The 18,607-nt window shown below is 64.6% G+C and carries 14 protein-coding genes and 1 other RNA gene; 10 read left to right on the top strand and 5 right to left on the bottom strand.

Features of this window, described 5'->3' with window-relative positions; genetic code table 11:
* The first annotated feature begins 81 nt into the window (after positions 1-81).
* Positions 82-675 (top strand): DUF2062 domain-containing protein, encoded by a 594-nt coding sequence (locus tag KF871_RS13515; protein WP_291143325.1) that lies wholly within the window; start codon positions 82-84, stop codon positions 673-675.
* 1 nt (position 676) lies between these two features.
* Here the strand turns inward: KF871_RS13515 and ssrA are convergent.
* The 4 genes from ssrA to ompA all read right to left on the bottom strand — a co-directional run bounded on the left by ssrA (position 677) and on the right by ompA (position 3,181).
* Positions 677-1,053: a transfer-messenger RNA gene (ssrA, locus tag KF871_RS13510) on the bottom strand.
* A 14-nt stretch (positions 1,054-1,067) separates the two neighbouring features.
* Positions 1,068-1,733 carry an HAD-IA family hydrolase gene (locus KF871_RS13505; RefSeq protein WP_291143580.1) on the bottom strand — a complete coding sequence of 222 codons (666 nt, stop codon included), beginning with the start codon at positions 1,731-1,733 and terminating at the stop codon, positions 1,068-1,070.
* Between the two features lie 13 nt (positions 1,734-1,746).
* The gene (ubiG, locus tag KF871_RS13500) at positions 1,747-2,454 is read right to left on the bottom strand and encodes a bifunctional 2-polyprenyl-6-hydroxyphenol methylase/3-demethylubiquinol 3-O-methyltransferase UbiG (RefSeq protein WP_291143323.1); all 708 of its coding nucleotides are present in this window, start codon (positions 2,452-2,454) and stop codon (positions 1,747-1,749) included.
* A gap of 67 nt (positions 2,455-2,521) precedes the next feature.
* Positions 2,522-3,181, bottom strand: a complete 660-nt coding sequence (gene ompA / locus KF871_RS13495; protein WP_291143577.1) for an outer membrane protein OmpA — start codon at positions 3,179-3,181, stop codon at positions 2,522-2,524.
* A 271-nt stretch (positions 3,182-3,452) separates the two neighbouring features.
* Here ompA and gyrA point away from each other — a divergent pair, with 271 nt between their 5' ends.
* The 9 genes from gyrA (at position 3,453) to lapB (ending at position 14,976) form a co-directional block, all read left to right on the top strand.
* Positions 3,453-6,089, top strand: a complete 2,637-nt coding sequence (gene gyrA / locus KF871_RS13490; RefSeq protein WP_291143321.1) for a DNA gyrase subunit A — start codon at positions 3,453-3,455, stop codon at positions 6,087-6,089.
* Positions 6,089-7,180: a 3-phosphoserine/phosphohydroxythreonine transaminase gene (gene serC / locus KF871_RS13485; protein WP_291143318.1), complete on the top strand. Its 1,092-nt coding sequence runs from the start codon at positions 6,089-6,091 to the stop codon at positions 7,178-7,180. Before gyrA ends, serC begins: the two co-directional genes overlap by 1 nt.
* Positions 7,181-7,183: 3 nt before the next feature.
* Positions 7,184-8,284 carry a prephenate dehydratase gene (gene pheA, locus KF871_RS13480; RefSeq protein WP_291143315.1) on the top strand — a complete coding sequence of 367 codons (1,101 nt, stop codon included), beginning with the start codon at positions 7,184-7,186 and terminating at the stop codon, positions 8,282-8,284.
* The gene (locus KF871_RS13475) at positions 8,284-9,162 is read left to right on the top strand and encodes a prephenate dehydrogenase/arogenate dehydrogenase family protein (protein WP_291143574.1); all 879 of its coding nucleotides are present in this window, start codon (positions 8,284-8,286) and stop codon (positions 9,160-9,162) included. Before pheA ends, KF871_RS13475 begins: the two co-directional genes overlap by 1 nt.
* A gap of 19 nt (positions 9,163-9,181) precedes the next feature.
* Positions 9,182-11,224 (top strand): bifunctional 3-phosphoshikimate 1-carboxyvinyltransferase/cytidylate kinase, encoded by a 2,043-nt coding sequence (locus KF871_RS13470; protein WP_291143312.1) that lies wholly within the window; start codon positions 9,182-9,184, stop codon positions 11,222-11,224.
* Between the two features lie 175 nt (positions 11,225-11,399).
* On the top strand, positions 11,400-13,082 hold the full coding sequence (gene rpsA, locus KF871_RS13465; protein ID WP_291143309.1) for a 30S ribosomal protein S1: 1,683 nt from the start codon (positions 11,400-11,402) through the stop codon (positions 13,080-13,082).
* Between the two features lie 94 nt (positions 13,083-13,176).
* On the top strand, positions 13,177-13,500 hold the full coding sequence (locus KF871_RS13460; protein ID WP_291143306.1) for an integration host factor subunit beta: 324 nt from the start codon (positions 13,177-13,179) through the stop codon (positions 13,498-13,500).
* A gap of 41 nt (positions 13,501-13,541) precedes the next feature.
* A complete protein-coding gene (locus KF871_RS13455; protein WP_291143303.1) occupies positions 13,542-13,841 on the top strand; it encodes a lipopolysaccharide assembly protein LapA domain-containing protein in 300 nt (99 codons plus the stop codon).
* Positions 13,831-14,976: a lipopolysaccharide assembly protein LapB gene (gene lapB / locus KF871_RS13450; protein ID WP_291143299.1), complete on the top strand. Its 1,146-nt coding sequence runs from the start codon at positions 13,831-13,833 to the stop codon at positions 14,974-14,976. Before KF871_RS13455 ends, lapB begins: the two co-directional genes overlap by 11 nt.
* A gap of 3 nt (positions 14,977-14,979) precedes the next feature.
* Here lapB and KF871_RS13445 read toward each other — a convergent pair whose 3' ends face one another.
* A complete protein-coding gene (locus KF871_RS13445) occupies positions 14,980-18,585 on the bottom strand; it encodes a hydantoinase B/oxoprolinase family protein (RefSeq protein WP_291143296.1) in 3,606 nt (1,201 codons plus the stop codon).
* Positions 18,586-18,607: the final 22 nt, after the last annotated feature.

Genomic DNA, 18,607 nt, shown 5'->3' with positions numbered 1-18,607 from the left:
GCCTGCGATTGTCCATGCACAGCGTGCCACCCTGGCTGATGCTCGCGCTCGGCCACAATCCAGGCTCGACCGAAGCTATTCATGCGCATGAAAGACCGCCTGCGGGCCTGGCTACCTTCTCCCGAGACGATCCGATCCAACCGATGGCTGCGTTGGCTGAGACCCCTGTTGCACCAGCCAAGGCTGTGGCACTTCAGCCGGCGAGGTATCGCCATGGGGCTGGGGATCGGCGTCTTCTTCGGGTTCCTTGTTCCGGTAGCGCAAATTCCGTTTGCCGCCGCTGCGGCTGTGATCGCTCGAGCCAACCTGCCTGTCGCGGTTGGCAGCACGCTGGTAACGAACCCCGTCACCTTCGGCCCGGTCTACTACGGCGCCTACAGGCTGGGTAAAGCCTTGCTAGGTGAAGAGCCCGTCTCACATCAAGACGCCGCCCGGGAGCTCGATCATGTACAGAACCTGCCAACTCAGGGCGGCGCATCGGGTCAGCTGAGGCTGTGGCTGGAGCGCATTGGGGCAGTTGGCAAACCCTTGTTCTTGGGGTTGGCCGTCGTTGCCTGCGTCAGTGGATTGGCCGCCTATGCGCTGGCCAGCGCAGCCTGGGTGGCCCGCACTAGGTGGCAACGCAAGCGCCGCCTGCGCCAACGCGCCTTGCGTGGCAACAGACCCTTGCAGTGAGTGGTGGAGCTGGGGGGAATTGAACCCCCGTCCGCAAGCCTTCTTCGCGCAGTTCTACATGTGTAGCCGTCTGATTTGAATCTCGCCTTCTGGATCGCGCAGCGGCACGCTATCCATCAAGCCAGCAGCCTTGAATCTCACCTCGCGCCAAGCTGCCCGGCACGAGACCAGCCGATGTGAATGCCCTCGCAGCCGGGAGGTCTTGCGACCCCCTTGCCCAGCCCATCGGCGTGCTGTTGCGAGGCTCACCGGTGTTTAAGCGGCGAGTGCGAAACGTTCGTCGTTTGCAGTTAGTTTTTTTCTGCGGTTTTACGAGGTGACAGAACCTCGACATGCCCTGCTGCGTGTCCGAACCCACGTCGAAACCGGTGCAGCCCCAGGAGAGCGAGAGTTTAGGGCAAATTGAACAGTTTCAAGAGCTGCAGCGGGCTGTCAATGGCAGCGTCGGCGTTCCACGACGCGACGTTGGCCTCCGACCCGAGGTAGCCGTATCGCGCTGCCACTGTGCGCATACCCGCTGCCCGACCCGCCTGAATGTCGCGCTCATCGTCTCCGACGTACACACAGTCTCGAGCCTCAACCCCCATACGCCTTGCCGCTTCCAACAAAGGCGCAGGGTGGGGTTTTGCATGGGGTGTTGTGTCACCGCACACGAAGGCCTGCATTCTTTCAAACACGGGCAACGCACGGGCAATGGGAAGTGCGAACCGCTCAGACTTGTTCGTCACCACGCCCATACCTCGACCCGATTCAGCAAGACGTGCCAGCAATTCATCAACACCGCCAAACGGGCGTGTCGCATCGAGCATGCGCACCTCGTAGGCGTCAAAAAACGCCTGGCGCAAGGCCTCATAGCCCTCGGCCTCAGGGGTGATACCAAAGGCCACTCGCAACATGCCACGCGCGCCGGAGCCGGCGTGCGCCCGATACCGAATCAACGGCAAAGGCGCCAGGCCCTGAGAAGCCCGCAAATGCTGAGCCGCAGCCCCAAGGTCGGGCGCGCTGTCCAACAAGGTGCCGTCCAGGTCAAAAAGCACAGCACGTACATCGCGCCACATCCCTTCGGCCATGTCACAAACGCCGGGTTGCGAACAGGTAATTGACGGCGGTGTCACTGCTGAGCCAATAGTGCTGTGTCAGCGGGTTGTATTCCATGCCTCGGGTCTGGATAAGCTCCAAGTCTGCCGCGCGGCAATGGGTTGCGAGTTCGCTGGGGCGGATGAACTTGGCATATTCATGCGTGCCTCGCGGCAGCATCCGGAGCATGTATTCGGCACCAAGAATCGCAAACAGGAACGCCTTCGCGTTGCGATTGATCGTGGAAAAGAACACCCAGCCGCCTGGCTTTACCAATCGACTGCACGCGTTCACGACAGACGCCGGGCGAGGCACGTGCTCCAACATCTCCATACAAGTCACTACATCAAAAGAGCCCGGCAATTCGGCTGCAAGCTCCTCCGCACTCACCTCACGGTAGTTGACATTGGGTGTAGACGCCTCCAGCGCGTGAAGCTGAGCGACTTTTAGTGCCTTGGACGCCAGATCGATACCAGTGACTTGGGCCCCGCGCCTTGCCATGGCGTCCGACAAGATGCCGCCACCGCACCCCACGTCCAGTACGTTCTTGCCAGCGACCGAAGCCAGTCCATCAATCCAATCCAATCTCAGCGGATTGATTCGGTGCAAGGGCTTGAACTCGCTGTCCTGATCCCACCAACGATGGGCAAGGTCCGAAAACTTGGCCAGTTCGGCCGGGTCAGCATTGCTTTGAGCAGACATGAGCGAATTATGCAAAGGGCAACAAAAAACCGCGCCATGGCGCGGTTTTTCTTGATCGCGAGGCGAATCAGTTCTTGCGGGTGCCCACAACTTCGACTTCCACGCGACGGTTCTTGGCGCGACCTTCGCGGGTGGCGTTGTCAGCGACCGGTTGGGTCAGGCCTTTGCCTTCGGTGTAGATACGGTTGCTTTCGATACCTTTGCTCACCAGATACGCCTTCACGGCCTCGGCGCGCTTGACAGACAGTGCCTGGTTGTAAGCAGCGGCACCGGTGGCGTCGGTGTGACCCACGGCGATCACGACTTCCAGGTTGATGCCTTGCACCTTGCCAGCCAGATCGTCCAGCTTGGCGCGGCCTTCGGGCTTGAGAACGGCCTTGTCAAAATCAAAGAATGCGTCGGCTGCGTAGGTGACCTTGGTGGCGGCCGGCGCAGGTGCCGGGCGCGGAGCGGGAGCCGGCGCCGGTGCGGGAGCAGCTGCCGCCGGGGCAGGTGCGGGAGCCGGGGCCGGAGCGGGCATGGCGGCTTTGGGAACAATCGCGCCGTCGCAACCTTGAGCAGCAGTGGCAGGCGTCCAAGTGGCATCGCGCCAGCACAGTTCATTCGTGCCGTTCTTCCACACCAGCTCGCTGGTCCCGTTACGCCAGTTGTCGATGCTCTGAGCACCTGCAGCCGTTGCCATGGCGGCGGTTGCAAACAGCATTGCCACTCGGTTGAGTTTTTTCATGGTTTTCCTCTTGGTAAGCCGCAGACGACCTGCGTGACACAAATAACGGTACGACAGAAAACGTTCGGGAGGCCAATCGACCCAAAACGCTGAAAACATTGTGCCACAAGCATGATGACGGTCGTGGGACCGGTTTGGCGCGGCTGGCTGCCTGCGCCACCAAGGCGACATCCGTTGCCCCATCGCAACAGCCCCCCCACAGGAGAGCACCGCGGCTCGCGAACTAAAATGCCCGGTTGCTTCCAGGCCCTGTCCACCAGCTCAAACACCCATGACGTCATTCGCCAAAGAAACCCTGCCCATCAGCCTGGAAGAAGAGATGCGCAGGAGCTATCTCGACTACGCGATGAGCGTGATCGTGGGGCGAGCGCTGCCAGATGCCAGGGACGGTCTGAAACCTGTGCATCGGCGTGTGCTCTACGCCATGCACGAACTCAACAACGACTGGAATCGACCTTACAAAAAGTCGGCCCGTATCGTTGGTGACGTTATTGGTAAATACCACCCCCACGGCGACTCTGCGGTCTACGACACGATCGTGCGGATGGCGCAGGATTTCTCGCTTCGCCACATGCTGGTGGACGGTCAGGGCAACTTTGGCTCGGTCGACGGCGACAACGCGGCGGCCATGCGCTACACGGAAATTCGCCTGTCGAAGATTGCCCATGAGATGCTGGCCGACATCGACAAGGAGACGGTCGATTTCGGTCCGAACTACGACGGCAGCGAGAAGGAGCCGCTGGTCTTGCCAACCCGCCTGCCCAACCTGCTGGTCAACGGCAGCGCCGGCATTGCCGTTGGCATGGCGACCAATATCCCGCCGCACAACCTCAATGAGGTCGTCGACGCCTGCCTGCATCTACTCAAAAACACGGATGCGTCCATCGATGAACTGATGGAAATCATTCCGGCGCCGGATTTCCCGACCGCAGGGATCATCTATGGCATTCAAGGTGTCAAGGACGGCTACCGCACCGGTCGCGGTCGCGTGGTGATGCGGGCCAAGTGCCATTTCGAGGACATCGACAAGGGCCAGCGCCAAGCGATCATCGTTGACGAGCTGCCCTACCAGGTCAACAAAAAGACGCTTCAGGAGCGAATGGCCGAGCTGGTGCACGAGAAGAAGCTGGAAGGCATCTCGCACATCCAGGATGAGTCGGACAAGTCCGGCATGCGCCTGGTGATCGAGCTCAAGCGCGGCGAAGTGCCCGAGGTGGTGCTCAACAACCTGTACAAGCAAACACAGCTACAGGACACCTTTGGCATCAACATGGTGGCGCTGGTGGACGGCCAGCCCCGCCTGTGCAACCTCAAGGACCTCATTACCGTCTTTCTGGAGCACCGCCGAGAGGTGGTGACGCGGCGCACCATCTTCAACCTGCGCAAGGCACGTGAGCGGGGTCACGTGCTCGAAGGTCTGGCCGTGGCGCTGGCCAACATCGACGAATTCATCCGGATCATTCGCGAGTCCCCCACCCCACCGGTGGCCAAGGCGGAGCTCATGAACCGAAGCTGGGACAGCCAGTTGGTTCGCGAAATGCTGACACGCGCCAAAGCCGACGGCGGCACGGTGAACGCCGACGACTATCGCCCCGACGGCCTCGACAAGCTGTACGGCATGCAAGGCGATGGCCTCTACCGCCTCTCCGATACGCAGGCCCAGGAAATTCTGCAGATGCGCCTGCAGCGCCTGACCGGCCTCGAGCAGGACAAGATTGTTGCCGAGTACAAGGAGGTGATGGCAGAGATCGACGATCTGCTCGACATCCTCGCCAAGCCCGAGCGTGTGTCCACCATCATCAGCGAGGAGCTGATCGCCGTTCGCCAGGAATTCGGGCAGACCAAGCTGGGCGCGCGGCGCAGTGAGATCGAGCACAACGCGCAAGACCTCGCCACCGAAGACCTGATCACCCCGACCGACATGGTGGTCACGCTCAGCCACTCGGGCTACATCAAGAGTCAGCCGCTGAGTGAATACCGTTCACAACGCCGCGGCGGTCGAGGCAAGCAAGCCACCGCCACCAAGGAAGACGACTGGATCGACCAGTTGTTCATTGCGAACACCCACGACTGGATTCTCTGTTTCAGCAACCGTGGCCGCCTCTATTGGCTCAAGGTCTGGGAGGTTCCATCGGGCTCACGCGGTTCGCGAGGCAAACCCATCGTGAACATGTTCCCCTTGGCTGAGGGCGAAAAGATCAACGTGGTACTCCCGCTGACGGGCGAATTCCGGAGCTTCCCGGCAGATCACTACGTGTTCATGTCCACGGCCGGCGGCACGGTCAAGAAGACGGCACTTGATGAGTTCAGCAACCCGCGCAAGGCCGGCATCATCGCGGTGGACCTGGACGAAGGCGACTACCTGATCGGGGCAGCGCTTACCGACGGACAACACGACGTCATGCTGTTCTCCGACGGCGGCAAGGCGGTGCGTTTTGATGAAAACGACGTGCGTCCCATGGGCCGAAATGCACGCGGCGTGCGCGGCATGATGCTCGAAGATGGCCAACGCGTGATCGCCATGCTGGTCGCTGAAGACGAGTCTCAAAGCGTGCTGACCGCCACCGTCAATGGCTACGGCAAGCGCACGCCCATTGGTGAGTACACCCGCCACGGCCGCGGCACCAAGGGCATGATCGCCATTCAACAAAGCGAGCGCAACGGCAAGGTGGTGGCGGCCACCCTGGTACATGCCGACGATCAGATCATGTTGATCACCGACAAGGGTGTGCTGGTGCGCACCCGCGTCGGGGAGATTCGCGAAATGGGACGCGCCACACAGGGCGTCACGCTGATCGCACTGGACGACGGCGACGAACTCTCTGGTCTCCAACGCATTGTTGAGAACGACGCCAATGCGCCCGAGGGAAGCGAGCCGGAGGGCGACGAACCGGCGGCAACGACGTGATGGCGCGACCCTTCAACTTTTCGGCCGGTCCGGCCGCCATGCCGGCTGAGGTCTTGCAAACCGCAGCGACCGAGATGCTCGACTGGCACGGCACGGGCATGAGCGTGATGGAGATGAGCCATCGCGGCAAGGCATTCGGCGAAATTCTGGCCGCAGCCGAGGCCGATCTGCGAGAGCTCCTGGCGGTGCCGGCGCACTTCAAGGTGCTGTTCATGCAAGGTGGTGGCCTGGCCGAGAACGCCATCGTCCCGCTGAACCTCTCAAAGGGTGGTGCCATCGACTTCGTGGTCACGGGCAGCTGGAGCCAGAAGTCGCTCAAGGAGGCGGCCCGCTACGCCACGGCGCGTGTGGCGGCCTCCAACGCAGACACCCAACACACCACGCTTCCTCCGCCCACGAGCTGGCAACTGAGTGCCGACGCGCAGTACGTGCACCTGTGCAGCAACGAGACCATTCATGGCGTCGAGTGCCATGAGTTGCCCGACCTCAAGTCGCTGGGCAGCGACGCACCGTTGGTGATCGACTTCTCTTCGCACGTGGCCTCGCGCCCGGTGGACTGGTCGCGTGTCGGCCTGGCTTTCGGCGGTGCGCAAAAGAATCTTGGGCCAGCCGGGCTGACGCTGGTTGTCGTTCGCGAAGACCTCATTGGACATGCCCTGCCCGTTTGCCCGTCGGCCTTCGACTACGAGACCGTCGCCGACAACCAGTCGATGTTCAACACGCCGCCCACCTACGCGATCTACATGGCTGGCCTCACCTTTCAGTGGCTCAAGCGCCAGGGTGGCGTGGCGGCCATGGAGCAGCGCAATATCGCCAAGGCCAAGCTGCTGTACGGCTTCATCGACGGCTCTGACTTTTATGAAAACCGCGTGGCCATCGATTGCCGCTCACGCATGAACGTTCCGTTCTTTCTCAAGGACGAGCGGCGCAATGAGGCCTTTCTGGCCGGCGCACATGCGCGCGGCCTGCTGCAGCTCAAGGGGCACAAATCGGTGGGTGGCATGCGCGCCAGCATCTACAACGCCATGCCCATCGAGGGCGTGCAAGCCCTGGTCGACTTCATGCGCGACTTCGAGAAAGAGATGGCCTGACCCATGGCCGCACAGCCACAACAATCCGATGCCCTGGGCGAATTGCGCGTGCAGATCGACTCGCTCGATCGCCAGTTGCTCAGCTTGCTGAACCAGCGCGCCCGCGTGGCCGAGCAGGTTGGCGAGCTCAAACGCCAAGAAGGCACGCCATTTTTCCGCCCGGATCGCGTGGCCCAGGTCATCGACAAGATCCAGCACGCCAATGAAGGCCCATTGCTCAATCAGCATGTGGCGTCCATCTGGCGCGAAATCATGTCTGCTTGCCTGGCGCTGGAGACGCCCCAGCGGGTGGCCGTGCTCGGACCGCAAGGCACGTTCTGCGAACAGGCCGCCATCGAGTTCTTCGGCAGCGCGGCCAACCTTGTGTATTGCGCCAGCTTTGACGAGGTGTTCCACGCCACTGCGGCCGGCACGGCGCAGTTCGGCGTGGTCGGTGTCGAGAACTCGACCGAAGGCGTGGTCGCGCGCTCGCTTGACTTGTTCCTGCGCTCGCCGGTGCACGTGGTTGGCGAAGTCAGTCTGCTGGTGCGGCACAACCTGCTGCGCCGCCAGGTCGGCCTCGACGGGATAGAGGTGGTCATGGCCCACCCCCAGGCCCTCGCACAGTGCCAGGGCTGGCTGTCGCAGCATTTGCCACACGCCGAGCGCCGCGCGGTGGGCAGCAACGCCGAAGGTGCACGCTTGGCCGCAGAGGATCCGCGATTTGCGGCCCTGGCCAGTGAACGCGCAGCGGCCCAGTTCGGGCTGCACATCGTGGCCCACGCCGTACAGGACGAGGCCTACAACCGCACGCGCTTTGCCATCATCTGCCTGCCCCAGACGCTGGCCACACCGCCGGCCAGCGGGCGCGATTGCACCAGCCTGGTGGTGTCAGTGCCCAACCGCCCAGGGGCGGTACACGACTTGCTGGTACCGCTCAAGCGCCATGGTGTGTCAATGACCCGCTTCGAAAGTCGCCCGGCAAAGTCAGGGCAGTGGGAGTACTACTTCTACATCGACCTCGCCGGCCACCCGTCACAAGCGAACGTGGCCGCCGCCCTTGAAGAACTCCAAAGCCTTTGCGCCTTCTACAAGGTGCTGGGTGCCTACCCGGTAACCGAATGATGTTTGAACAGTTGGGACTGATCGGCTGCGGCCTCATGGGCGGCTCGTTTGCGCTGGCGCTCAAGCGCGCTGGCCTGGTCAAGCGCGTGGTTGGCTACAGCAAGTCACCTTCCACCACGGAGCGCGCGCGGCAGATGGGGGTCATTGATGTCGAGGCCCCGAGTGCCTTGCTGGCGGTGTCCGGCGCCGACCTGGTGCTGCTGGCCGTGCCGGTAGCGGCCACCGAAGCCACCTTCAAGGCCATTCGCCACCTCGTGCGCAACGACGTGCTGATCATGGACGTCGGGTCCACCAAGCGTGAGGTCATTGACGCCGCTCGCCGCGTGCTGCGCGAACAGGTCGGCGTCTTCGTACCGGCGCACCCCATTGCAGGCAAGGAACTCGCCGGCGTGGACAACGCCGACGTGGATCTCTACACCGGTCGCCAGGTCATCCTGACCCCCATCGAACGCACCTCGCCTGGCCACGTGGACAAGGCCGAGAAGGTCTGGCGTGCGCTGGGCTGCCAGGTCAAGCGCATGACGCCCGAAGGTCACGACGCCGCCTATGCGGCGATCAGCCATCTGCCACACCTCATGGCCTTTGCATTGATGACCGCCATTCAGAACCAGCCGGAAGGGGCTGACTACCTTTCCCTGGCGGGTCCGGGCTTTCGCGATTTCACCCGCATCGCAGCCAGCGACGCGGCGATCTGGCGCGACATCCTGCTGTCCAACCGCGAAGAGCTCATCGCTCAGTCGCGCCACTTTCTGCGCGCCATGCAGCAGTTCGAGGCCACGATCAAGAACGGCGACGCGGACGCACTTGAAGCGCTTATCGACAAGGCGAGCGAGGCGCGGGCGAACTGGCGCATGACGGCCATCAAGCCGCAAGGCTGAGCGGGTCGGGTCGCCACGCATGTTCTCAATACCCAGCCTGGACCTACCCCACCTTGCCACTGCCGGTGGGCGGGTGCGACTCCCCGGCTCGAAGAGCATCTCCAACCGGGTGCTCCTGCTGGCCGCGTTGAGCGACGGCCCCACCCAGGTCGATGACCTGCTCGACTCCGACGACACCCGCGTGATGCTGGACGCCCTGCGCGCACTGGGCTGCGGCGTGGAGTCCACCGGCGAGTCCTCGGTGCGCGTGCGCGGCCTCGGCGGCCGGCTCCCCGTTCGCGATGCCCGTCTGTTCCTGGGCAACGCCGGCACGGCCATGCGTCCGCTGACGGCCGCTCTTGCGCTGATGGCCACCGCCGAAGGTGCCCGCTTCGAGCTCAGCGGGATCGCGCGCATGCACGAACGCCCCATTGGCGATCTGGTGGATGCACTGCGCCAACTGGGCTGCCCAGTGAAATGCCTGGGCAACGAAGGCTACCCGCCGCTGCAACTGGGTGACGGTGCAGCGCATTCACTGCAGCTTGACGCGCCCATCCAGGTGCGGGGCGATGTGTCCAGCCAGTTCCTCACCGCCTTGCTGATGGCGCTGCCCCTGGCCGCGCACTCGCAGGACGTGGTGATCGAAGTGGTCACCGAACTCATCTCCAAGCCCTACATCGAAATCACCCTCAACCTGCTGCAACGCTTTGGCGTGCAGGTGCAGCGCAAGGGCTGGCAACGATTCGTCATTCCCCGAGGCAGTCGCTACACCTCACCCGGGCACATCGCCGTGGAGGCCGATGCGTCGTCGGCCAGTTACTTCATTGCACTCGGTGCCATCGCGGCCCCGACGCCGGGCACCGACGGCGTCGTCATTGAAGGCGTGGGCTTGTCGTCCATTCAGGGCGACATCCGATTTGTGGACGCGGCGCGCCTCATGGGCGCCAATGTTCAGGGCGAGGCCAACAGTCTGCGGGTTCGGCGCGGCGCGTGGCCGCTCAAGGCCATCGACCTCGACTGCAACCACATTCCGGACGCGGCCATGACGCTGGCCGTCATGGCCTTGTTTGCAGACGGCCCCTCCACGCTACGCAACATCGCCAGCTGGCGGGTCAAGGAAACCGACCGCATTGCGGCCATGGTCACCGAATGCCGCGAACTGGGTGCCACCGTCGAAGCCGGCGACGACTTCATCCGCATCACACCGCCGACGGTCTGGCGCAAGGCCAACATCCACACATACGACGACCACCGCGTGGCCATGTGCTTCTCGCTGGCCGCTTTCAACCCGGCTGGCCTGCCGGTGCGCATCGACGACCCGAAGTGCGTCGGCAAGACCTTTCCCGACTACTTCGAAGCCCTGTTCAGCGTCTGCCGCACCCGTGCCGAATCGATCCCGGTCATCTGCATCGACGGGCCGACGGCGTCCGGCAAGGGCACGCTGGCGGCCGAACTGGCCTCGCAGCTGGGCTATCACCTGCTCGACTCCGGCGCGCTGTACCGACTGGTCGGGCTGGCCGCCGAGCGCGAAGGCCTGTCCACCACCGAAGCCGACCTGCGCGAACCCGAGCACGCCGATCGCATGGGCAAGCTGGCCTCCTCGCTCGACGTTCGCTTCACCCCAGGCAAGACCTGGCTGGACGGCGAAGACGTCACCGAAGTGCTGCGCACCGAGTCCGCAGGCATGGCCGCCTCGCGCGTCTCCGCCGTGCCCCAGGTGCGTGCGGCGCTGCTCGATCTACAGCTCGGGTTTCGGCACCTGCCTGGCCTGGTGGCCGACGGCCGCGACATGGGCACCGTCATCTTCCCCGGGGCCCCGCTCAAGGTCTACCTCACCGCCAGCGCCGAACAGCGCGCCTCGCGTCGCCATAAGCAATTGATTTCAAAGGGAATACCCGCTATACTCGCCGACCTTCTGGATGACCTGAAGGCGCGCGACGCCCGCGACATGAATCGCAAGCACGCGCCCCTCAAGCCAGCCGAAGACGCGGTGCTGCTGGACAACTCCGAGCTGACCATCGAGCAATCGGTGCGGCAGGTGTTGACCTGGTGGCACAGCAAGCAAGCTTTCCCAGCACGCTGAGAAGGCCGATCCAGGCCCCGACGGCCCCGCCGGATGTTCCCCGTCCGCAGGTCTTAGGGTTCTTTCACTCAACCCGCCGTGTTTCGCACGGCACAAGCAACGCCGCCCACCCGTCGAACCCGCGCTGCCCATTGGGGCGTACCGCGCCGACGTCAGGCGGTTCTCAGGAAACCCAATGTCTGAATCTTTTGCCGCCCTCTTCGAAGAGTCCCTCAAGCGCGCTGAAATGCGTGCTGGCGAGGTCATCACCGCCGAGGTCGTTCGCATCGAACACAACCACGTGGTGGTCAACGCCGGTCTGAAGTCGGAAGCCTATGTGCCGCTGGCCGAATTCAAGAACGACCAGGGCGAACTCGAAGTGCAGGTCGGTGACTTCGTCTCCGTGGCCATCGACTCCGTCGAAAACGGCTTCGGCGACACCCTGCTCTCGCGCGACAAGGCCAAGCGCCTGGCCTCGTGGATGGCCCTCGAGAAAGCCCTGGAATCGGGCGAATTCGTGACCGGCACCACCACCAGCAAGGTCAAAGGCGGCCTCAAGGTCATGGTCAACGGCATCAGCGCGTTCCTGCCGGGCTCGCTGGTGGACAGCCGTCCCACCAAGGACCTCACCCCCTACGAGAACAAGACCCTGGAATTCAAGGTCATCAAGCTCGACCGCAAGCGCAACAACGTGGTGCTGAGCCGCCGCGCCGTGGTGGAAGCCTCCATGGGCGAAGAGCGCGCCAAGCTGATGGAAACGCTGAAAGAAGGCGCCATCGTCAACGGCGTGGTCAAGAACATCACCGAATACGGTGCGTTCGTCGACCTCGGCGGCATTGACGGTCTGCTGCACATCACCGACATGGCATGGCGCCGCGTGCGCCACCCGAGCGAAGTGGTGCAGGCCGGCCAGGAAATCACCGCCAAGATCCTCAAGTTCGACACCGAGAAGCAACGCGTGTCGCTGGGTCTGAAGCAGATGGGCGACGATCCGTGGCTGGGCGTGAGCCGCCGCTACCCGCAAGGCACCCGCATGTTCGGCAAGGTCACCAACATCGCCGACTACGGCGCGTTCGTGGAACTCGAGCCCGGCATCGAAGGCCTGGTGCACGTCTCCGAAATGGACTGGACCAACAAGAACGTGGCCCCGTCCAAGCTGGTGTCGCTGGGCGACGAAGTCGAAGTCATGGTGCTCGACATCGACGAAGACAAGCGCCGTATCTCGCTGGGCATGAAGCAGTGCAAGGCCAACCCCTGGCACGAGTTCGCTGAAGCTACCAAGCGTGGCGACCGCGTCAAGGGCCCGATCAAGTCGATCACCGACTTCGGCGTCTTCGTGGGTCTGGCCGCCGGCATCGACGGTCTGGTGCACCTGTCCGACCTGTCCTGGAACGAGCCCGGCGAACAAGCCGTGCGCAACTACAAGAAGGGCCAGGAAGTCGACGCCGTCGTGCTGGCCATCGACGTGGAGCGCGAGCGCATCAGCCTGGGCATCAAGCAGCTCGATGGCGACCCGTTCACCACCTTCGTGTCGGTCAACGACAAGGGCTCCATCGTGACCGGCAAGGTCAAGACCGTGGACGCCAAGGGCGCCGAGATCGACCTGGGTGAAGACGTGATCGGCTACCTGCGCGCCTCCGAAATCAGCCGCGACCGCGTCGAAGACGCGCGCAACGTGCTGAAAGAAGGCGACGAGGTCAACGCCGTGGTTGTCAACGTGGACCGCAAGACCCGCAACATCCAGCTCTCGATCAAGGCCAAGGACGCTGCCGACCAGCAGGAAGCCATGGCCAGCCTGAGCCAGAACGCGGGCAATGCCGGCACCACCAGCCTGGGCGCCCTGCTGCGCGCCAAGCTCGACAACAACAACGGACGCTGATAGACGTTGAGCGTTCGGCGTGGGGCGTTGAGCGTGGGGGATACCTGCGCGCCCGCTCCTCGCTGAACGCCAAACGCACAACGCACAACCTTTCATGACCCGAAGCGATCTCGTCGAAGCCCTGGCCGCACGGTTTGGCCAGCTCACCCACCGCGACGCGGAGTTTGCCGTCAAGGCCATCCTCGACGCGATGGGCGATGCCCTGGTCAAAGGGCACCGGATTGAAATCCGGGGCTTCGGCAGCTTCTCGGTGAACCGCCGCTCTCCCCGCATCGGGCGCAACCCGCGTTCGGGCGAGAGCGTCATGATTCCCGAGAAACGCGTGCCGCACTTCAAGCCCGGCAAAGCGCTGCGCGAGCAGGTGGACGAACGCACCAAGGCCATGCAACAGCAGCAGGCATCCGACCTGCCAGGCTGAACACCCTGACTACAATGCATGCCCACCACAGAGGGGATGCAGTGAAGTACCTGATGTGGCTGCTCAACGCAGCCATTTTTTTTGTCCTCTTCGCATTCGCGCTGAACAACCACGACAGCGTGACCTTGCACTTCTTCTTCGGCCACAGCTGGCAGGCCCCGCTGGTGCTTGTGCTGCTGTTGGTGCTCCTGATCGGTGTCGGCCTGGGTGTGCTGGTAATGCTGCCCCTGTGGCTGCGCGCGCGCCGGCCCCGCTCACGCTCGGGCGCAGGCACCACCACCTTCGGGCCTGAATCGACCGTCATGCCCCACGAACCCATCGATCGCCGGCATGGACTTTGATCTCACCTGGTTGCTATGGGGCCTGCCGGTGGCCTTTGCGCTCGGCTGGGTGGCCTCTCGCCTGGACCTGCGCCAATGGCGCATGGAAAGCAGGCAGGCGCCCAAGGCCTACTTCCGCGGTCTCAACCACCTGCTCAACGAGCAGCAGGACCAGGCCATCGACGCCTTCATCGAGGCCGTCCAGGGCGACCCCGACACCACCGAACTGCACTTCGCCCTGGGCAATCTGTTTCGCCGCCGAGGCGACTACGACCGTGCCGTGCGCGTGCACGAACACCTGCTCTCGCGCGCAGACCTGGTGCGCAAGGACCGCGATCGCGCCCAGCACGCATTGGCGCTCGACTTCCTCAAGGCCGGTCTGCTCGACCGCGCCGAGTCGGCCCTGCAAAAGCTCGAAGGCACCGCCTTCGAGAGCGAAGCCCGGCTGGCGCTGCTGGCCATCTACGAGCGTTCGCGCGACTGGGCCCTGGCCCGCACCATTGCCGAGAAGCTCGACGCGGTGGAGCAAGGCAGCTTTGCCACGCGCATTGCCCACTACCTGTGCGAGCTGGCCGACAACGCCCAACGCGAAGGCGATCCCGCCCGCGCCCGCGCCTTGCTCGACGACGCGGTGCAGCGCGTGCCCTCATTGGCGCGCGGCTGGATGGCCCGCTCGGCCTTGCGTGCGCAACAAGGCGATACCGCCGGCGCGCTCGACGACCTGTTCTCGCTGACCCGCCTCGCCCCACAGGCTGCGCCACTGGCGGCACGCGCCATGGCCGAGCTGGCACAGCAGACCGAACGGATTCCCCAGGTGCGCGCCGCACTGGAGGCGTTGCAGGCGCGCGCCCCCTCGATCGATGTCACCGACGCGCTGGCGCGCCTGAGCCCGGCGGGCGACGAATCCCGCCGCGTGCTGCTGCACCACCTGGAGGCCGAGCCCTCCCTGGTGATCGCCAGCCAGTGGCTCGCCGGCGAGGCACTCTCTGACCCCGCCGCGGCAGAGCCCGTGCGCCGGGCACTCGATCAGGCCAGCGGGCCACTGCAGCGTTACCGCTGCGCGGCCTGCGGCTTCGAAGCCCGCCAGCACTTCTGGCAGTGCCCGGGCTGCCAGGCCTGGGACAGCTACCCCGCGCGCCGCGTCGAAGAACTCTGATCGTCAGGCGCCGAAGCCACCGCCGCCCGGCGTGTGGATTTCGAACACATCGCCCACAGCCATCTCGGCCTGACCGATGTGCGCCAGGTCTTCGATGCGCCCATCGGCGCGCACCACGCGGTTGATGCCAGGCGCACCCGGCGCGCCACCCGCCATGCCGAAGGCCGGATGCACACGCCCGTTGGACAGGATGCTCGCCGTCATGGGCTCCAGGAAGCGCACGCGGCGCACGCCGCCGTGTCCGCCGTGCCAGCGCCCGGCACCGCCCGAGCCCTGCCGTATCTCGTAGCTGTCCAGGCGCACCGGGAAGCGGAACTCCAGCACCTCGGGGTCGGTCAGGCGCGAGTTGGTCATGTGCGTCTGCACGACCGACGTGCCGTCGAAGCCATCACCGGCACCCGATCCGCCCGAGATCGTCTCGTAGTACTGGTGCCGGGCGTTGCCGAAGGTGAAGTTGTTCATCGTCGGCTGACTGCCCGCCATCACGCCCAGGGCGCCATACAGGGCATTGGTGATGCAGGTCGACGTCTCGACGTTGCCCGCCACCACCGAGGCCGGCGGGTTGGGGTTGAGCATGCAGCCAGGCGGGATGATCACTTCCAGCGGCTTGAGACAACCCGCGTTGAGCGGAATGTCGTCGTCGACCAGCGTGCGGAACACGTACAGCACCGCCGCCATGCACACCGCCGTCGGCGCGTTGAAATTGTTGATCTGCTGAGCGCTGGTGCCGGCGAAGTCGATCTGCGCGCTGCGCTGCGCCGCGTTCACCCGCACCGTCACCTGGATCTGCGCGCCGTTGTCCAGCGGCAGGGTGAAGGCGCCGTCTTTCAGGCGCGTGATCACACGGCGCACGGACTCCTCGGCGTTGTCCTGCACGTGGCGCATATAAGCCTGCACCACATCAAGGCCGAACTGCTCGACCATCTTGCGCAGCTCCTGCACGCCTTTCTCGTTGGCCGCGATCTGTGCCTTGAGATCGGCCATGTTCTGCTGCGGGTTGCGGCTCGGGTACTCGCCGCTCTGCAGCAAGGCGATCATCTCGGCTTCGCGCAGGCGACCGCCTTCGACCAGCTTGACGTTGTTGATCTGCACGCCCTCTTCTTCAATGCGCGTGGAGAACGGGGGCATCGAACCTGGCGTGGTGCCACCGATATCGGCATGGTGTCCACGGGAGCCGACGTAGAACAGCGGCCGCTCAACGCCAAACGCGGAGCGCTCAACGTTCATGTACACCGGCGTGATCACCGTGACGTCGGGCAGGTGCGTGCCGCCGTGGTACGGATCGTTGAGCACATAGACGTCGCCCGGCTGCATCCGCCCGGCGTTCTCGCGGATCACCGTCTTGATGCTCTCGCCCATGGAGCCCAGGTGCACGGGCATGTGTGGCGCGTTGGCAATCAGGTTGCCCTCGGCGTCAAACAGCGCGCACGAAAAGTCCAGCCGCTCCTTGATGTTCACCGAGTAGGCGGTGTTCTGCAGTTGCAGCCCCATCTGCTCGGCAATGTTCATGAACAGGTTGTTGAACACTTCCAGCAGCACCGGGTCCACCGTGGTGCCCACCGCGTGCTGGGTAGCGCGCGGCACGCGGCGCTCGAGCACGATGTGGTCCAGTGCCGTCAGCTGTGCCTCCCAGCCGGGCTCGACCACCGTCGTGGCGTTCTTCTCCGCAATGATGGCCGGCCCGTCGATCACGTCGCCCGGGCGCATGTCCTCGCGCACCACCAGTGCGGCGTCGAACCACTGTCCTTCGGCGTACATCTTCACCGTGTCGCGGCGCGGCACCTCGCGCGGCTCGTGCAGGGCGTGGCGTGGTTCGGCGGGTGCGTCGCCGGCCACCACCGCCTCCACCGACACGGCTTCGGCGATCAGGCGCTTGCCCGGCATCAGGAAGGCAAAGCGCTGGCGGTACGCGGCCTCGAACGCCGATTCGATATCGGCCTGCGCGCCAAAGGGCACGATCAGCGCCGCGTCGCTGCCTTCGTAGCGCACGTGCACGCGGCGCAGCACCTGCACCTGCCCCTGGCTTACCTGCTGCGCGCGCAGTTCATCGGAGGCGCCCAGCGCGAGCACATCGAGCTGCGCGGCGATGTCGGCCATGGCGTCGGGCGCCAGCACACGCTCGACCGCCTGCTCCTTGATGACGTTCTGGTCGGCCAGCCCCATGCCATAGGCACTGAGCACACCCGCCAGCGGGTGCACGAACACGCGCCCCATGCCCAGCGCATCGGCCACCAGACAGGCGTGCTGACCGCCCGCGCCGCCAAAGCACTGCAGGGTGTAGCGCGTCACGTCGTAGCCGCGGGCCACCGAAATCTTCTTGATTGCGTTGGCCATCTGCTGCACCGCGATGCGGATGAAGCCCTCGGCCACGTCTTCTGCGGTGCGGCCGGTCTGCTGCGCCAGTTCGCCGAACTTCGCACGCACGGCTTCGGCGCTCAGGGCCTCGTCGGCATTGGGGCCGAACACCTTGGGGAAGTGCGCCGGCTGGATCTTGCCCAGCATCACGTTCGCGTCGGTCACCGCCAGCGGGCCGCCACGGCGGTAACTGGCCGGGCCGGGGTTCGCACCCGCGCTCTCGGGCCCGACGCGAAAGCGCGAGCCGTCGAAGCTGAGAATGGAGCCGCCGCCCGCGGCCACGGTGTGGATGCTCATCATCGGTGCGCGCATGCGCACGCCGGCCACCTGGGTCTCGAACTCGCGCTCGAAGGCCCCCGCGTAGTGCGACACGTCGGTGGAGGTGCCGCCCATGTCGAAACCGATGACCTTGTCGTGGCCAGCGAGTGTTGCCGTGCGTGCCATGCCCACGATGCCTCCGGCAGGCCCGGACAGGATCGCGTCCTTGCCCTGAAAGCGGTGGGCGTCCGTCAGGCCACCACTGCTTTGCATGAAGAACAGCGGCACACCCGGCATCTCGCCGGCCACCTGGTCGACGTAGCGCCGCAGGATGGGCGACAGGTAGGCGTCAACCACCGTGGTGTCACCGCGGCTGACGAACTTCATCATCGGGCTGGTCTCGTGCGAGGTGCTCACCTGCGTGAAGCCGATCTCTTTGGCCAGGCGCGCGGCGGTTGCCTCGTGTGCGGTGAAGCGGTAGCCGTGCATGAAGACGATGGCCACGCTGCGCAGGCCGGCGTCGAACGCCGCCCACAGCCGCTCGCGCAGGTGCGCTTCATCCAGCGCCTCGATCACCTCGCCTTGCGCGTCCACCCGCTCCTGCGCCTCGATCACGCGGCTGTACAGCAGTTCGGGCAGCACGATGTGGCGATCGAACAGGCGTGGTCGGTTCTGGTACGCAATGCGCAGCGCATCGCGAAAGCCGCGCGTGGTGACCAGCAGCGTCGGCTCGCCCTTGCGCTCAAGCAAGGCGTTGGTGGCCACCGTGGTGCCCATCTTCACGCAGGCCACCTGCGCGGGCGTCACCGCTTCGCCTGGCTTGAGGCCCAGCAGGTGGCGGATGCCGGCCACCGCTGCGTCACGGTATTGCTCGGGGTTTTCTGACAGCAGCTTGTGCGTGGTGAGCGTGCCGTCGGGGCGCTTGGCGACGATGTCGGTGAAGGTGCCACCGCGGTCGATCCAGAATTGCCAACGGGCGTCGATGGAGGAGTTCATGTGCGTTGAAGAAACGTCGGGA

This window comes from Hydrogenophaga sp., from assembly GCF_019635465.1.
GTDB lineage: Bacteria > Pseudomonadota > Gammaproteobacteria > Burkholderiales > Burkholderiaceae_C > Hydrogenophaga.
The sequence above is the reverse complement of the archived record's forward strand: the minus strand, read 5'-3'. Positions and strand labels throughout refer to the sequence as shown.